Source organism: Streptomyces sp. NPDC054841, assembly GCF_053611045.1.
Window position 1 is genome coordinate 1 of the sequence record NZ_JBSGZO010000208.1, and the last position, 14,472, is coordinate 14,472.

Annotated in this window: 13 protein-coding genes, 1 tRNA gene and 1 pseudogene; 5 read left to right on the forward strand and 10 right to left on the reverse strand. The window is 71.0% G+C overall.

Features of this window, described 5'->3' with window-relative positions:
• Nucleotides 1–171 precede the first annotated feature (171 nt).
• Nucleotides 172–1,479: an isocitrate lyase gene (gene aceA, locus ACWGI8_RS25125; RefSeq protein WP_453664151.1), complete on the reverse strand. Its 1,308-nt coding sequence runs from the start codon at nucleotides 1,477–1,479 to the stop codon at nucleotides 172–174.
• Between the two features lie 327 nt (nucleotides 1,480–1,806).
• Between aceA and ACWGI8_RS25130 the strand changes: the two genes are divergently transcribed.
• The 4 genes from ACWGI8_RS25130 to ACWGI8_RS25145 all read left to right on the forward strand — a co-directional run bounded on the left by ACWGI8_RS25130 (nucleotide 1,807) and on the right by ACWGI8_RS25145 (nucleotide 5,576).
• Complete coding sequence (locus tag ACWGI8_RS25130; protein WP_453664153.1) at nucleotides 1,807–3,213, forward strand: short-chain fatty acyl-CoA regulator family protein; 1,407 nt, start codon at nucleotides 1,807–1,809, stop codon at nucleotides 3,211–3,213.
• Nucleotides 3,214–3,234: 21 nt separating this feature from the next.
• Entirely contained in the window at nucleotides 3,235–4,194 is a 960-nt protein-coding gene (locus ACWGI8_RS25135; protein ID WP_453664155.1) for a hypothetical protein, read from the forward strand.
• Nucleotides 4,195–4,307: 113 nt separating this feature from the next.
• Entirely contained in the window at nucleotides 4,308–4,769 is a 462-nt protein-coding gene (locus tag ACWGI8_RS25140; protein ID WP_453664157.1) for a Crp/Fnr family transcriptional regulator, read from the forward strand.
• A 147-nt stretch (nucleotides 4,770–4,916) separates the two neighbouring features.
• Nucleotides 4,917–5,576, forward strand: a complete 660-nt coding sequence (locus ACWGI8_RS25145; RefSeq protein ID WP_453664158.1) for a 4'-phosphopantetheinyl transferase family protein — start codon at nucleotides 4,917–4,919, stop codon at nucleotides 5,574–5,576.
• 348 nt (nucleotides 5,577–5,924) lie between these two features.
• Here the strand turns inward: ACWGI8_RS25145 and ACWGI8_RS25150 are convergent, their stop codons facing one another.
• From ACWGI8_RS25150 to ACWGI8_RS25170, 5 genes are all read right to left on the reverse strand, one after another.
• Nucleotides 5,925–6,266 carry a GNAT family N-acetyltransferase gene (locus ACWGI8_RS25150; protein ID WP_453664160.1) on the reverse strand — a complete coding sequence of 114 codons (342 nt, stop codon included), beginning with the start codon at nucleotides 6,264–6,266 and terminating at the stop codon, nucleotides 5,925–5,927.
• Between the two features lie 30 nt (nucleotides 6,267–6,296).
• Complete coding sequence (locus tag ACWGI8_RS25155) at nucleotides 6,297–7,220, reverse strand: pirin family protein (RefSeq protein WP_453664162.1); 924 nt, start codon at nucleotides 7,218–7,220, stop codon at nucleotides 6,297–6,299.
• A gap of 96 nt (nucleotides 7,221–7,316) precedes the next feature.
• Nucleotides 7,317–7,547 (reverse strand): hypothetical protein, encoded by a 231-nt coding sequence (locus ACWGI8_RS25160; protein WP_453664163.1) that lies wholly within the window; start codon nucleotides 7,545–7,547, stop codon nucleotides 7,317–7,319.
• Between the two features lie 69 nt (nucleotides 7,548–7,616).
• A complete protein-coding gene (locus tag ACWGI8_RS25165) occupies nucleotides 7,617–9,431 on the reverse strand; it encodes an ABC transporter ATP-binding protein (RefSeq protein WP_453664165.1) in 1,815 nt (604 codons plus the stop codon).
• 422 nt (nucleotides 9,432–9,853) lie between these two features.
• Nucleotides 9,854–9,927 (reverse strand) — tRNA-Pro (locus tag ACWGI8_RS25170).
• Nucleotides 9,928–10,205: 278 nt separating this feature from the next.
• Here ACWGI8_RS25170 and ACWGI8_RS25175 point away from each other — a divergent pair.
• A complete protein-coding gene (locus ACWGI8_RS25175; RefSeq protein ID WP_453664166.1) occupies nucleotides 10,206–10,697 on the forward strand; it encodes a DUF309 domain-containing protein in 492 nt (163 codons plus the stop codon).
• Nucleotides 10,698–10,699: 2 nt separating this feature from the next.
• Here the strand turns inward: ACWGI8_RS25175 and ACWGI8_RS25180 are convergent, their stop codons facing one another.
• The 4 genes and pseudogenes from ACWGI8_RS25180 to ACWGI8_RS25195 all read right to left on the reverse strand — a co-directional run.
• Entirely contained in the window at nucleotides 10,700–11,449 is a 750-nt protein-coding gene (locus ACWGI8_RS25180) for a LutC/YkgG family protein (protein ID WP_453664167.1), read from the reverse strand.
• A complete protein-coding gene (locus ACWGI8_RS25185; protein WP_453664169.1) occupies nucleotides 11,446–12,921 on the reverse strand; it encodes a LutB/LldF family L-lactate oxidation iron-sulfur protein in 1,476 nt (491 codons plus the stop codon). Before ACWGI8_RS25185 ends, ACWGI8_RS25180 begins: the two co-directional genes overlap by 4 nt.
• Nucleotides 12,918–13,652, reverse strand: a complete 735-nt coding sequence (locus tag ACWGI8_RS25190) for a (Fe-S)-binding protein (protein WP_453664171.1) — start codon at nucleotides 13,650–13,652, stop codon at nucleotides 12,918–12,920. Before ACWGI8_RS25190 ends, ACWGI8_RS25185 begins: the two co-directional genes overlap by 4 nt.
• A 29-nt stretch (nucleotides 13,653–13,681) precedes the next feature.
• Nucleotides 13,682–14,472: pseudogene (locus tag ACWGI8_RS25195) on the reverse strand (cytochrome P450); the annotation flags it as partial.

Sequence of the window (14,472 nt, forward strand, 5' to 3'; positions counted from 1 at the left end):
CCCGCATGCCCACCGGGCCCCTCAGCTCCGGTCGTACGGGGGAAGAGTCGCGGCCCGTCCTGCGGCCCAGCAGTCCCGTCCCGGCCATCCGCGCGTTCGGGAGGCCGCCGCCCGTTCCCGCGGGCCGGTCGGGATCCGGGGCCGGTCGGGATCCGGCCGCCCGGACAGGGCCTAGTGGAACTGCTCCTCCTCGGTGGAGCCGGTCAGCGCCGTGGTCGAGGAAGCCGGGTTGACGGCGGTGGAGACCAGGTCGAAGTAGCCGGTGCCGACCTCGCGCTGGTGCTTCACGGCGGTGAAACCCTGCTGCTGGGCAGCGAACTCGCGCTCCTGCAGGTCGACGTAGGCGGTCATGCCGTGCTCGGCGTAGCCGCGGGCCAGGTCGAACATGCCGTGGTTGAGGGAGTGGAAGCCCGCCAGGGTGATGAACTGGAACTTGTATCCCATGGCGCCCAGTTCGCGCTGGAACTTGGCGATCTTGTCGTCGTCGAGCGCGGCCTTCCAGTTGAAGGACGGCGAGCAGTTGTAGGCGAGCATCTTGTCGGGGTGGCGGGCGTGGATGGCCTCGGCGAATTCACGGGCTTGCGCCAGGCCGGGGGTGCTGGTCTCGACCCAGATCAAGTCGGCGTACGGCGCGTAGGCGAGGCCGCGGGCGATGACCGGCGCCATGCCGTTCTGCACCCGGTAGAAGCCCTCGGCGGTGCGCTCGCCCGTGACGAACTGCGCGTCGCGCTCGTCGACGTCGCTGGTGAGCAGGTTCGCGGCGAGCGCGTCCGTACGGGCGACGATGACGGTCGGGACATCGGCGATGTCGGCGGCGAGCCGGGCCGCGTTCAGGGTGCGGATGTGCTGCGCGGTGGGCACGAGGACCTTGCCGCCGAGGTGGCCGCACTTCTTCTCGGAGGCCAGCTGGTCCTCGTAGTGGATGCCCGCCGCGCCCGCGGCGATCATCGCCTTGGTCAGCTCGAAGGCGTTGAGCGGTCCGCCGAAGCCGGCCTCGGCGTCGGCGACGATCGGCGCCAGCCAGTCAGTGGTGTCACCGGAGCCTTCGGCGGTGGCGATCTGGTCGGCGCGCAGCAGCGCGTTGTTGATACGGCGTACCACCTGCGGCACCGAGTTGACCGGGTAGAGGCTCTGATCGGGGTAGGTGTGGCCGGCCTGGTTGGCGTCGGCGGCGACCTGCCAGCCGGACAGATAGATCGCCTGGAGTCCGGCTTTGACCTGCTGCACGGCCTGGCCGCCGGTGAGTGCGCCGAGGGCGTGGATGTAGTCCTGGGTGTGCAGTTGGCGCCACAGACGCTCGGCGCCGCGGCGGGCGAGGGTGTGCTCCTCGCGGACGCTGCCGCTGAGGCGGACGACCTCATCGGCGGTGTACGTGCGCTCGATGCCGTTCCAGCGGGGGTCCGTGGCCCACCGGTGTGTCAGCTCCTCGGCCGCCGCCGTTGCCGCCGTCGTCGCCGCCGTCGTCCCTGCCTGCGCCATGACCGTCTCCCGGGGTCGCGTGACATCACGTCGTTCTTGTGAACTGTGCGAAAGGCCCGCCACCGAGTGACAGTCCTGTGACAGCCCTTCCGAGGTGCGGCCCGCCGCCCCTTCCCGGTGTGCGGAAAGGTGAGCAATGCGCCCGGTTCAGATGGGTCCGGCGGGCCGCACTGAGACTTTGGCAGTGGCACTCAGTGCCATCAACCATGGAAGGACGCCAACTTCTGCGAATCTTCCCGCCCTTGATTGCGAAGGTTGCGAAGCCCGCAACGGCCACGCGGTCCTCTACTGTCGAACAGCCGGAGCAGACAGCCGAAGAGGGTGGCGATGGGCAGGACGTACGCGGGGGCGCGACTGCGCCGACTGCGCGAGGAGCGGCGGATGAGCCAGGCCGAGCTGGCCCGCGTCCTGGCGATCTCGCCGAGCTATCTGAACCAGATGGAGCACGACTCGCGGCCTTTGACCGTGCCCGTACTGCTGCGGCTGACCGAGGCGTTCGGCGTGGACGCCGGGTTCTTCTCGGAGCACGACACCTCCCGGCTGGTCGCCGATCTGCGCGAGGCCATGGCCGACGAGGTGGCGGCAGGCCAGGTGTCCGCATCCGATCTGTCGGAGCTCGCGTCCCGGCTGCCGGGGGTCGGGGACGTACTGCTGCGGCTCAGCCGGCGCAGTCAGGAGCTGGGCGAGCGGCTCGCCGAGGCGGCCGAGGGCCGCGCCGCATCCGCCGGCACGGCCGGGCCGCGCACCCCGCACGAGGAGATCCGCGAGTTCTTCTACCGCCGCCGGAACTATCTCCACGCGGTGGACACCGCGGCCGAGGAACTCGCCGCCGAGGCCGGGATCCGGCCCGGCGAGGTGCGTCAGGCCCTCGCCGCCCGACTGGCCGCCCGGCACGGTGTACGGATCGCCTCGGGGGGAGACCGGCCGCACCATTACGACCCGCGCGGCCGCACGCTGTATCTCGGTCCCCGGCTCCGCCCGGGCCAGCAGGCCTTCCGTATGGCCACCCAAGTGGCGCTGCTGGAGTACGGCGACGGCCTGTCCTCGCAGGCCTCCGAGGACTTCGAGGACTCCTCCCCCACCTGGAGTCTGGCGCGGATCGGGGTCGCCAACTACTTCGCCGCCGCGCTGATCCTGCCGTACGCCGTCTTCCACGCCGCCGCCGAGGAGGTGCGGTACGACATCGAGCGCCTCACCGACCGTTTCGGCCTCGGCCACGAGACGGTCTGCCACCGCCTGAGCACCCTTCAGCGGCCCCGCCTGCGCGGGGTGCCGTTCTCCTTCGTCCGCGTCGACCGCGCGGGAAACATGTCCAAGCGGCAGTCCGCGACCGGTTTCCACTTCTCCCGGGCGGGCGGCACCTGCCCGCTGTGGAACGTGTACGAGGCGTTCGCCGCACCGGGCCGGATCCATGTCCAGGTCGCCGCGATGCCCGACGGGCAGCGCTATCTGTGGACGGCCCGTACGGTGACCCGGCAGCGCGGGGGCTGGGGAGAGCCCGGCAGGACGTACGCGATCGGTCTCGGCTGCGAGGTCCGGCACGCCGGGCGCCTCGTCTATTCCGACGGGCTCGATCTCGGCAACGCCTCGACGGCCACGCCGATCGGCATGGGCTGCCGGGTCTGCGAGCGGCTCGACTGCCCTCAGCGGGCGGTACCGCCGCTCGGCCGGCGGCTCCTGATCGACGAGAACAGCAGCTCGTTCGTGCCGTACCGCGTCATGGAGGCCGACTGAGCCCCTCTAGGGTGACGTCCCATGTGGCCAGAGCAGCAGCCGCCAGGGGGCGGACAGAACCGGCAGGACCCGCAGAACCCGTACCGGCAGCAGCCGAATCCGTACCAGCAGCAGCCCGGTCCGTATCCGCAGAGCAGCCCGCCGGGCCAGGCACCGTGGGACGTGCCGACGCAGCCCGCGGGCGTGCCCCGGGGCCCGCGTGGCGGCCGCAGCACGACGACGGTCGTCGCCGTGGCGGCGGCAGCGGTCGTCGCCGCCGCCGGTGTCACGGGTTATCTCGTCCTGGGTGGCCCGGGCGGCGAGAAGGACGACACCACGGGACCCACCGCTTCGCCCACCGCAACCGCCACCGGGACTCCGCGTGGCGCCGAGGGGGCCCGGCCCACCGTCCCGGGCTGGAAGACCGTGACGAACCCGAAGCGCGGCATCGTCTTCGACGTACCGCCCGAGTGGGCCGTCAAGTCGGCGAGCTGGGCGAGCTACGTCACCGACGAGAAGGAAGCGGACGACAAGCCGCTCATCGGCTTCTCGGCCCCGGCGATGCTCAAGGAGAAGTGGTGCCAGTCCGACGACGACCTGAACGGCGCCAAGGAGGACACGGCCCTCGCCTCCGCCGGCTCCCGCGGGGAGGACGGCGCGAGGAACACCGAGGAGGCCGCCCGCAGCAGCGTGTCCCTGTGGGTCTACGGCGCCTACACGCAGCCGGACAGGACGAAGATCCAGGCAGGTCCGGTGGAGTCGTACACCACGGCGTCGGGGCTCAGGGGCAGCGTGGCGACGGCCGCGTCCTCGGGCGCCGCCAAGAAGGGCAAGTGCGACACGGACGGCAAGGCCACCACGTTCGCCTTCAAGAACGCCAAGGCCGACATCGTGTCCTGGACGTTCGTCGGGGCCACGGGCGTGGCCGAGGAGGTGCCGGACGAGACGGTCCGGAAGATCCTCGGCACGGTACGGCTCATCGACAGCCCGTCCGGCTCCTGAGCGGCGGGCGGCGGGCCGCCTCATCGGCATTTCGCGCACTTCGTCAGCTGTCCGGTCGTGCATCGCGCGGCCGGACGGGTGACGATGTGCTGTGAGGCGAACGGAGGCCCCCGATGAGCAACTCTTCGATCCGTATGTCAGCCGCGCTGTCCGCCGAGCACCGTGCCCGGCTGCTGGAGATCGCCAAGGACGTCAAGTTTCCCGAGGGGGCTCGCGTCTTCGAGGAGGGCCGCCTCGCCGACCGTTTCTGGATCATCCGGTCCGGCACGGTCACCCTGGACATCCATGTGCCGGGCCGGCGCCCTGCGGTGATCGAGAACCTCGGCTTCGGTGAACTCGTGGGCTGGTCCTGGCTGTTCCCGCCCTACGTCTGGCAGCTGGGTGCCGAGGCCATGACTCCGGTCCGGGCCCAGGAGTTCGACGCGCTGAGCGTACGCATGATGATGGACGCCGATCCGACCCTCGGCTCGGCGATCGGCCAGTGGGTCGGCCGGGTCCTCGCCCACCGGCTGCACTCCGCACGGGTTCGCCTGCTGGACCTGTACGCCCCGTACGGGAGCGGCCTCACACAGTGACCACCCGGAAGGGCGCCTGGTCGGAGCGCCATGGGTGTGCCGCATCGGGAGACGCCCCTCGGCTACCCTCACGAGTGGCGCCGGGGGTCGGGTACGCCCCGGGCGCCCGGTGGAGGTCTTTCCGATGGTGCCCAACGGGGCCCGCGCATGATCAGCAAGCTGCTTCCACCGCCGATCGCCGTCTCTGAGGTGTTCTGCGATCCGCCCGTGTCCACGATGTTCCCCGAGGAGCAGGCGCAGGTGGCCAACGCGGTGCCCGAGCGGCAGCGGGAGTTCGGCACGGTACGGGCCTGCGCCCGTACGGCACTGGCGGAACTCGGGTTCGAACCCGCGCCCATCCTGCCGGGGCCCGGCAGAGCACCGCAGTGGCCGTCGGACGCGGTCGGTGCCATGACGCATTGCAAGGGCTATCGGGCGGCTGCCGTGGCGCGCTCCTCCGACGTCGTGACGATCGGGATCGACGCGGAGCCTCATCTGCCGCTGCCCGACGACGGCGTACGCAATCTGGTGACGCTGCCGGAGGAGCGTGCCGCGCTGCAACGGCTGAGTGCGCTGCGGCCGGAAGTCCACTGGGACCGGCTCGTGTTCAGCGCCAAGGAGAGCGTCTACAAGGCGTGGTATCCGCTGGCCCTCCGCTGGCTGGACTTCGAGGAAGCGGTCATCACGATCGACCCCGACGACGCGACCTTCCACGCCCGGCTGCTGGTGGAGGGTCCGGTGGCGGCCGGCCGCCGGCTGACCGGGTTCGACGGGCGGTGGCTGGTCGAGTCCGGACTCATGGTCACGGCGATCGCCGTCCCACGCTGACTGCTACCCGCGATTGCGGCAGCGGGCACGGTTCGCCGAACTCCGTTTCCGGGGCGGGCGATTCTCGCCCGCACGGTCGCGGGCCTGCTCTCCTCGCCGGCCGAGCACCGGTCGGGCGCCGTCGTACGGACCCGAGCCGGGGCGGGTCCCACAACGATTCTTGACCGGATCAAAGCCTCCGCGGAGACCCGCCTCGGCGAGCCCGGGCTCTCGCCCCGCATGCTCGCCGAGAAGCACCACATCTCGCTGTGCCATCTGCACAAGCTCTTCCATGCCGAGGGCACCACGTTCGGCGGCCGGCCAGGGCCTGGGGGACGACGGCCGGCCCAGGAGATTGCACACGGGCGGTCAGCGCGCCAGTTCGCCGTCGAGCCACTGGTGGACGTCCTGGGTCACCGGGTCGGTGATGTCGGCGAACTCGTCGTGCTTCTCGAGGAACTTGGCCACGTAGGGGCAGACGGGCACGATGCGCCTGCCGGAGTCGCGGACGTCGGTCAGGGCCTGCTGGACGAGGATCGAGGCCAGGCCCTGGCCGGCGTAGGCGTCGTCGATCTCGGTGTGGAAGAAGACGCGCTGCCCGGAGCGGTCGCGGTAGGCCGTCAGGCCGGCGCGCTCACCGTCGACCAGGATCTCGTATCGGTGCCGGGCGTCCACGCGCCGGACGACGGGGGTGGTGGTCTGCTGGTTCATGGTGTGCCTTTCGGGTCTTCCGGTCGTGATTCAGTGATGGGACGGGTTCTTGCGGGGTGCGAGGGTGGCGTTCGGGAGGGCCGGGGCGGGGAGACGGCCGCCGGGGTAGCCGTCGACGGTGCCGAAGCGGTCGGAGGCGTCCTCCCAGGCTTCCCGGGCTTCGACGATGTCCTGGTGGCTGCGGCCGATGAAGTTCCACCACATGACGATCTCCTCCTCGAACGGCGTCCCGCCGAGAAGCACCACCCGGGCGGGGCTGTCCGACTCGTTCGTCAGGGTCAGGGTGTCGGTTCCGGTCCCGGCGTACCCCAGCTCGGCCGGGCGCAGGAGTGTCCCGGCGAAACGGACGTCGCCCGCGTCGACGAGCAGACCGTGCTCGAAGGCCGGGTCGGCGGGGAGGGTCACGGTGGCGCCCGGGGCGAGGAGGAGTTCGGCGCCGAGCAGGGGCGTGAAGGTCCGTACGGGGGAGGTCTCGCCGGCCAGCGTCCCCAGGAACACCCTGATCTCCGCTCCGTCAAAGCGGACCGGCTTCGGGGCGTGGTGCTGGAAGTCGCGGCCGGTGTCGCGATGCTCCTCGGGAAGCGCCACCCACAGCTGCACCCCGTGCAGGACGGTGGTGCCGGGCGTGGAGACCTCCGAGTGGCTGATGCCGTAGCCGCCCGTCATGAGGTTCAGTTCCCCGGGGCGCACGAACGCATGGCTGCCCAGGCTGTCGCGGTGTTCGATCTCGCCGCTGAACAGCCAGCTCACCGTCTGCAGGCCGGTGTGCGGGTGGGGAGCGACGTCCATGCCGCCGGAGACGGCGACCTCGTCGGGACCGTAGTGGTCGGCGAAGCACCAGGCGCCGATCAGCGTACGGGCCCGCTGCGGCAGCGTACGCCGTACGGTCATCGCCCGAGGGCCGCCCAGCGGGACGTCCCGGGCGGACAGGACCTCGACCTCTGGAGTGCTCATGCCCCACCTCTCCGAACCAAGATAGTTCCGTTTTCAATAATTATGCATCGCTGCGGCGGCTCTCGCTCCGACGGAGGTCCGGCGGTCCGGTGCGGCTCAGGCCAGGCTTCCCAGAGCCGCCCGATCGTCCGGTGGAAGGTGGGGTAGGTCTAGATCATGTGCCGGAGCCGGTCGACGGGCACCTCTGCGTGGACGGCCACGTTCAGCCCGGAGCACGCTGGTGCGCACCCGCAGCCCTCGTTCGCGCGCCTGAACCTCCGTCAGCCCCACCGCTCCGACCTCCGGTTCGGTGAAGGTGACACGAGGGAGTGCCCGTGGTCGTCCCATTGCGAGGTGTTCCGTCGCCCCCGGCTCTCGAGGAGTTCAGCGACGGCCTACCAGGCGGATCACTCGGGTTCAGTGCAGGTCGGCCCGCGAGGGGGTGTCGTCGAGGAAGCCGCCCGACTGGTGCTGCCACAGCTTCGCGTAGGCGCCGTCCACGGCGAGCAGCTCCTGATGCGTGCCCTGCTCGACGATCCGTCCGCGGTCAAGGACGACGAGCTGGTCCATGTTGGCGACCGTGCTCAGTCGGTGCGCCACCACGAGCGCCGTCCGCCCGTCCATGAGCCGCCACAGCGCATCCTGGACGAGGATCTCACTCTCGGAATCCAGGGCGCTGGTCGCCTCGTCGAGCAGCAGGATCGGCGCATCGCGCAGGATCGCCCTGGCGAGGGCGACCCGCTGGCGCTGTCCGCCGGACAACTTCACCCCGCGCTCGCCCACCATGGTGTCGAAGCCGTCCGGAAGCACATCGGCGAATTCCGTGACGTGCGCCGCCTCGGCCGCGCGGCGGATCTCGGCGTCGGTGGCGTCCGGCCGGGCGAACGCGATGTTGTCTCGCAGCGTGCGGTGGAACATCGCCGGGTCCTGCGGCACGTAGGCGATCAGGCTGCGCAGTTCGGTCTGACGCAGCCTGCTGATGTCCTGTCCCCCGATCAGAATCCGGCCGGCGTCGATGTCGGTCATCCGCAGCAGCAGCCGCGTGAGCGTGGTCTTGCCTCCGCCGGACCGGCCGACGAAACCGATCTTCGCCCCGCTGGGCACGGCCAGATCGAGGCCCTCGAAGAGCGGCTCCGCGCCCGCGTGGGCGAAGGTCACGTTTTCGAAGTGCACCTCGGCGGACCGGGACCGCAGCGGTTCCGGGGACACCGGGTCGAGCACGGTCGGCGGTGTCAGCAGCAGTTCGGTGAACTGCGCGGCCTCCGTCATCGAGCTTTCCAGGCGACGGTAGATCTGGTTGAACTCGAACATGATCCGCGTCGCGTTGGCGTAGTACGTGAAGGCGACGATGACCGTCTCCACGCCGTGCCCTCCCCCGGCGAGCGCAACGGCGAGCAGCAGGCCCAGCACGTTGGTCAGTACGGACATCGGCGCGACCAGGGTGTCGATGCGCAGGTTGCCGTAGTCCCACGAACGCAGCGTGAGCCGGCGCGACTCCGCGACGCGGGACCGGTGCTCGGCGGCCTCACGTTCCTCGGCGGCGAACGACCGGACCGTGTCCATGTTCATCAGGCTGTCGGCGACGTGGCCCGACACCCGGGCGATCGCCTGCTCGCGCTGGGCGACGAGCACCTGGCGGCGACGGATCAGGGGTGCCACGCACAGCGCCGTGAACGCGATCAGTGTCAAGAGCCCGGCCACGAGCATCGGGTCGTACTGCCACAGCACCACCGATGCGAACACCAGCGGCACGAAGCTGCCGATGACCGAGAACGTCAGCGTGTCGACGAACTCCTCGAAGCGGGAGGCGAAGCTCAGGACCCGCTTGGTCAGCGACCCGGCGAAGTTGTCGTGGAAGAACGCGGCGTCCTTGGCGAACAGCTCATCCATGCCGATCACGTACAGGTGCTCGATACCGAGGGCATCAAGGCGGTTCAGGCAGTGCAGTCCGATGCGCCACAGCGTCTCCGCGAGTAACAGGACGCCGGCGAAGCCGAGGACGTAGGGCAGCGTCGAGCCGATGCCGGTACCGGCCTCGTCCGCAATGCGGCCGACGAGTTTCGCGACGACCAGCGGCACGATGTAGTTGATGCCGATGTTGCCCAGCGCCGGGAGCAGCATCGCGGGCACCGTCAGCCACCGGAGACGGGCCAACTCCCGTCCGTAGCAACGAAGCGCGAGGAGCACCGAGCCCCTGCCGGGCAAACCTTTGCGCGATTCAGGCATTCCCATCCCAACCCTGCTTTGTCGGACCGGCAGGACAGGATTCGCAGTGTCCCGCGACGGCACCCGCGCAGTCCAAGCGTTTTTCTCCAACCGCCCAGCATTGCAAGTGCAGGGCCGTCGGGGCGGACGGTGATGCTGTAGGCGGCCTATGCCGGGGTGGCGCGGAAGCGCGGAGGGTGGGCAGGCAGCACCCGCGCCGCATGGCGGACGGCGTCAGAAGCCTCGTCAGACAGCTCACCGGGCGTAGCCGAGAACGCGCGGAGATCCCTGCAATCGACGAATTCCTGAGAGGGGTACGGATCAAGAGTGGGAGTGGCCCCCACGGTCCCCAATTGGTCCACAACTTGTCCCCAACTGGTCCCCAAAAACGATCAAGAGGCCATATCGAATTGACTCCGATACAGCCTCTGACCTGCGACTCTTTCGAGTCGGGACGACAGGATTTGAACCTGCGACCCCTTGACCCCCAGTCAAGTGCGCTACCAAGCTGCGCCACGTCCCGATGCGCGGATCCTTGGGGCCTGGCCCCGTCCGAGCGCGCAAGAGAACATTACCCCATTCCGGGCCTGGGTTGGACGCGCGGGTCCTGCGGCCGTGGCCGGTCTGCGTGGTGACGCCGCAGGTCGGGGGCGGGGGCGGCCGGCAGCCCGGGCCTGTGCGCCAACAGCGCGGCGGTTCGCCGGTGTTCCCCGGGCACAGCCCGGCGTTGCGCCGCACGGGTGGCGGACACCGTTCTGACAGCTGCGGTCGGCCACGGCTCCGACGGGTGACAATCGGGGAGTGAACAGGACGCCGAGGGACCGCGACGCCGATGGCCGGGCGCGCAGCGCGCGCCCCCGCGACGGGCTGGGGCGCCCCCTCCCGTACGGGGAGGAGGGCGTGGCGCGGCAGCCGGAGGGCGTGGTGCGCACACCGGAGGAGACCCTGGTCGAGGCGCAGCGGCTGCTGGACGCGGGCATGCCGTTCCACGCCCACGAGGTGCTGGAGGACGCCTGGAAGTCCGGGCCGCAGGCGGAACGCGGGCTGTGGCGGGGTCTGGCCCAGCTCGCGGTCGGCCTGACCCACGCCGCCCGGGGCAACGCGACGGGCGGCGCTGCCCTGCTGGCCCGCGGTGCGCAGGCCATCGCGCCGTACGGTGCGCCGACCGCCTCGCCGTACGGCATCGATGTCGACGGGCTGACCAGGTGGGCGGGGCAGCTGGCCGCCGAACTGCGGCGCGACGGGGCCGCAGTGCCCGCCGCGGCACGGGCACCGCGGCTGCGTGCCGGCTGACGTCAGCCGGCGACGAGCACGACCTCCAGGGTGCGGGGGCCGTGCACGCCCTCGACCCGGTCGAGCTCGATGTCGCTCGTGGCGGAGGGCCCGGAGATCCAGGTCAGCGGGCGGGTGGGATCGAGCCGGGGCAGTGCCTGCGGTACGGAGGCGACGACCTGTTCCGGGGCCAGGACCACGCAGATGTGGTGGTCGGGGACGAGAGTGATCCGGCGGCGGCCCTGGTCGGGGCCGCCGTCCAGCACGATCGTGCCGGTCTCGGCGATCGCGAGCGCGCAGCCCGTGACCACGCTGTCGACGGCGTCGAGCTCCTGCGCGGTGGATTCGGCGCGGTCCGCGACACGGGTGGCGTCCACCGCCGCCAGCCAGTGCGGCGGCAGCCCCGGCGGTACGAGCACACTCCGCGCCCCGCGCGAACGGAGCAGCCTCGCCAGCACGTCGGGCAGCCCTTCGGCGTCGCTCCGGTGGACGAGCGCGCGGTAGTCGGCGAGGTTCTCGTGCAGCAGGTCGAGCAGCGCGTCCGGGTCGTCGGGGGTGTGGGAGCCCAGATAGTCGCGGCTCACCTCCGGTACCTCCGGCGCGCCGTCGAGGGCGGCTCGTACCCGGGCGAGGATCAGCCCCCGGGAACCTCGCCCGGACGTGCGGCCGGCCGGTGACGAGGAGTCCGCTCCGGCGGGCTGCGCACCCGTCCCGGCGGACTCGGGGCCCGGGCCGGGCGTGGGGGCGGGGAAAGGGTCCGGTGCGGGGGTCATGTGCGGTTCTTCTTCCACCAGTCGCGGAACGGCTCCGCGGGGAGTTCGGGCAGGTCACGGCTGTTGGTCCAGGCGGCGGCGCCGGGCGGCCTCGCGGGGTGGGCACGGCGGGTCCCGGCGGCGAGGCGTTCGGCCGCGCCGAGAGCCGCCGGGTGGTCCAGGAGCCAGCCCGCCGCCCTGATCGCGGCCTTCTCCAGCCGGTGGCCCTTCCCGCCCTGTTCCGCGACCTTCTCCCGTAGATGCACCAGCACCTCGGGAATGTCGATGGCGACCGGGCACACCTCGTAACAGGCCCCGCACAGCGACGAGGCGTACGGCAGCGACGCGTCGGTCTCGCTCGCGATGCCGCGCAGCTGGGGGCTGAGGATCGCGCCGATCGGGCCGGGGTAGACGGAGCCGTACGCATGGCCGCCGGCCCGTTCGTACACCGGGCAGACGTTGAGGCAGGCCGAGCAGCGGATGCAGCGCAGCGCCTGCCGGCCGACCTCGTCGGCGAGGGCCTGCGTCCGGCCGTTGTCGAGGAGCACCAGGTGGAAGGTCCGCGGACCGTCACTCGTGTTGCCGGATTCCGTCGCGCCGGTATCCGTCGTACCGGAACCCGCCGTACCAGAACCCGTCGTACCGGTCCACATGCTCGTGTACGGGTTCATGCGCTCCGCGGTCGAGGAGCGTGGCAGGGTCTGCAGGAACACCTCCAGGTCACGCCATGTGGGCACGACCTTCTCGATGCCGACGACGGAGATCAGCGTCTCGGGGAGGGTCAGGCACATCCGGCCGTTTCCCTCCGACTCGACCACCACGAGGGTGCCGGTCTCGGCGACCATGAAGTTGGCGCCGGACACACCGACCTTCGCGCGCAGGAACTTCTCGCGCAGGTGGAGCCTGGCCGCCTCGGCGAGTTCGGCGGGGGTGTCGCCGAGCCCGTCCGGAGCGGACCTGCCCCAGCTGCCCATCCGGTCGCGGAAGATGTCGCGGATCTCGCCGCGGTTGCGGTGGATGGCGGGGACGAGGATGTGCGAGGGCCGGTCGTCGCCGAGTTGCACGATGAGTTCGGCGAGGTCCGTCTCGTACGCGGAGATGCCCTCGGCCGCCAGGGCTTCGTTGAGGCCGATCTCCTGCGTGGCCATCGACTTGACCTTGACGACTTCCCGCTCGCCGGTGGCCTTGACCAGGTCCGCGACGATCCGGTTGGCCTCGTCGGCGTCGGCGGCCCAGTGCACGGTGCCGCCCGCGGCCGTGACCCGCTCTTCCAACTGCTCCAGGTAGCGGTCGAGATGACGGAGCGTATGGTCCTTGATCTGTCGTCCGGCCTCGCGCAGCTGTGCCCAGTCGGCCAGCTCGGAGACCGCCCTGGCGCGCTTGTCGCGGATGGTGTGGGTGGCGTGCCGCAGATTGGCGCGCAGGGTGGCGTCGTGCACGGCTTCCCGGGCCGCCGTCGGGAAGGACGGCATGCCGACGAAGCTCCCGCTCATACGTGAGGCTCCTCTTCGGTACCGGCGAGGATTTCGGCGATGTGGAGTGCGCGCAGCGGGACGCCGTTCCCGGGCCCGGCCTGGCGCCCGAGGATGCCGCCGAGGTGCATCAGGCAGGAGTTGTCGGCGCCGCACAACACCTCGGCCCCGGTGGATGCGGCGCTGCGCACCTTGTCCTGGCCCATCGCGGCGGACACGTCCGCGTTCTTCACGGCGAAGGTGCCGCCGAAGCCGCAGCACTCCTCGGCGCCGGGCAGTTCGAGGAGCTCGAGGCCCTTGACGGCCTCCAGGAGCCTGCGCGGCCGCTCACCGAGTCCCAGCAGCCGCAGTCCGTGGCAGGAGGGGTGATAGGTGACCTTGTGGGGGAAGTACGCGCCGACGTCGGTGACGCCGAGGACGTCGACGAGGAACTCGGTGAGTTCGTACGTCCGGGACGCGAGCGAGGCCGCGGAGGCGTCGCCGAGCCGCGGATAGTGGTGGCGGACCATCGCGGCGCACGATCCGGAGGGGGTGACGACGTACTCGTACCCCTCGAAGACGCGTGCCGTGCGCCGGACCAGGGGCTCGGTCTCGCGCCGGTAGCCCGTGTTGAACTGGGGCTGGCCGCAGCACGTCTGCCCGGCGGGGAAGTCGACCTCCACCCCCAGTCGCTCAAGGAGGCGGACGGTGGCCACACCTGTGGACGGATAGACAGCGTCGTTGACGCAGGTGACGAAGAGTGCGACGCGCATGGGCGGAGGATATGCCGGTGCCGGGGCGCTCACCAGACGAGGTGCAGGGTCTCCGGTGAGCGGTGGATCAGGGTCGGGCGCATCGTGACCCTGTGGTCCGCCGAGAGCCGCAGCTGGGGCATCCTGCTGCTGAACAGCTCGACGGTGAGCCGGAGCTGTTCCCGGGCGAGCTGCGATCCGGGGCAGCCGTGGGCGCCGTGCCCGAAGGCGACATGCCGGCTCGGGGCCGTACGGGTGATGTCGAACTCGCCGGCGCGCTCATGGCGCCGTTCGTCTCGGTTGGCCGTACGCGACGAACACGGTGGCCCCGGCCGGAAGTTCGGTTCCGGCGAGGGTGACGGGCCGGGTCGTGGTGCGGCGGAAGCCCTGGACGGCGGTGTCGTAGCGGGCCGCCTCCTCGACGGCGGCCGGTATCAGTTCCGGTGTGCGGCAGAGCAGTTCCCACTGGGAACGGTGGCTGAGCAGATGGAGCAGCGTCGTGCCGATGAGGGCGGTCGTCGTCAGATGCCCGGCGATGAGGAAGTTCTGCAGGTTGGACACGAGTTCATGGCGCTGGTCGAGGGACAGCTCTCCGCTGCCGGGGGCCAGCGCCGCGACCAGCGCGGAACAGAGGTCCTCGCGCGGGCTCTCGCGCCTGGCACGTATGTAGCGGTCGAGCATCCGCTGCAGCCCGACGACGTCCTCCGCGGCGGCGACCTGCTCGTCCTCCGTCAGCGGCCGGAAGAGCAGCTGCTCCGCCCGGTGGCCGCCGTGCACGGCGGCCGGTATGTCGTCGGGGTCCAAGCCGATCAGCTTCCCGATGACCGCGCCCGGCAGCTTC

What these genes read in the sequence shown, in the direction of transcription:
- aceA (WP_453664151.1), bottom strand. Translation starts at nt 1,479, where the DNA reads ATGGCGCAGGCAGGGACGACGGCGGCGACGACGGCGGCAACGGCGGCG.
- ACWGI8_RS25130 (WP_453664153.1), top strand. Translation starts at nt 1,807, where the DNA reads ATGGGCAGGACGTACGCGGGGGCGCGACTGCGCCGACTGCGCGAGGAG.
- ACWGI8_RS25135 (WP_453664155.1), top strand. Translation starts at nt 3,235, where the DNA reads ATGTGGCCAGAGCAGCAGCCGCCAGGGGGCGGACAGAACCGGCAGGAC.
- ACWGI8_RS25140 (WP_453664157.1), top strand. Translation starts at nt 4,308, where the DNA reads ATGAGCAACTCTTCGATCCGTATGTCAGCCGCGCTGTCCGCCGAGCAC.
- ACWGI8_RS25145 (WP_453664158.1), top strand. Translation starts at nt 4,917, where the DNA reads ATGATCAGCAAGCTGCTTCCACCGCCGATCGCCGTCTCTGAGGTGTTC.
- ACWGI8_RS25150 (WP_453664160.1), bottom strand. Translation starts at nt 6,266, where the DNA reads ATGAACCAGCAGACCACCACCCCCGTCGTCCGGCGCGTGGACGCCCGG.
- ACWGI8_RS25155 (WP_453664162.1), bottom strand. Translation starts at nt 7,220, where the DNA reads ATGAGCACTCCAGAGGTCGAGGTCCTGTCCGCCCGGGACGTCCCGCTG.
- ACWGI8_RS25160 (WP_453664163.1), bottom strand. Translation starts at nt 7,547, where the DNA reads ATGGGACGACCACGGGCACTCCCTCGTGTCACCTTCACCGAACCGGAG.
- ACWGI8_RS25165 (WP_453664165.1), bottom strand. Translation starts at nt 9,431, where the DNA reads ATGGGAATGCCTGAATCGCGCAAAGGTTTGCCCGGCAGGGGCTCGGTG.
- ACWGI8_RS25180 (WP_453664167.1), bottom strand. Translation starts at nt 11,449, where the DNA reads ATGACCCCCGCACCGGACCCTTTCCCCGCCCCCACGCCCGGCCCGGGC.
- ACWGI8_RS25185 (WP_453664169.1), bottom strand. Translation starts at nt 12,921, where the DNA reads ATGAGCGGGAGCTTCGTCGGCATGCCGTCCTTCCCGACGGCGGCCCGG.
- ACWGI8_RS25190 (WP_453664171.1), bottom strand. Translation starts at nt 13,652, where the DNA reads ATGCGCGTCGCACTCTTCGTCACCTGCGTCAACGACGCTGTCTATCCG.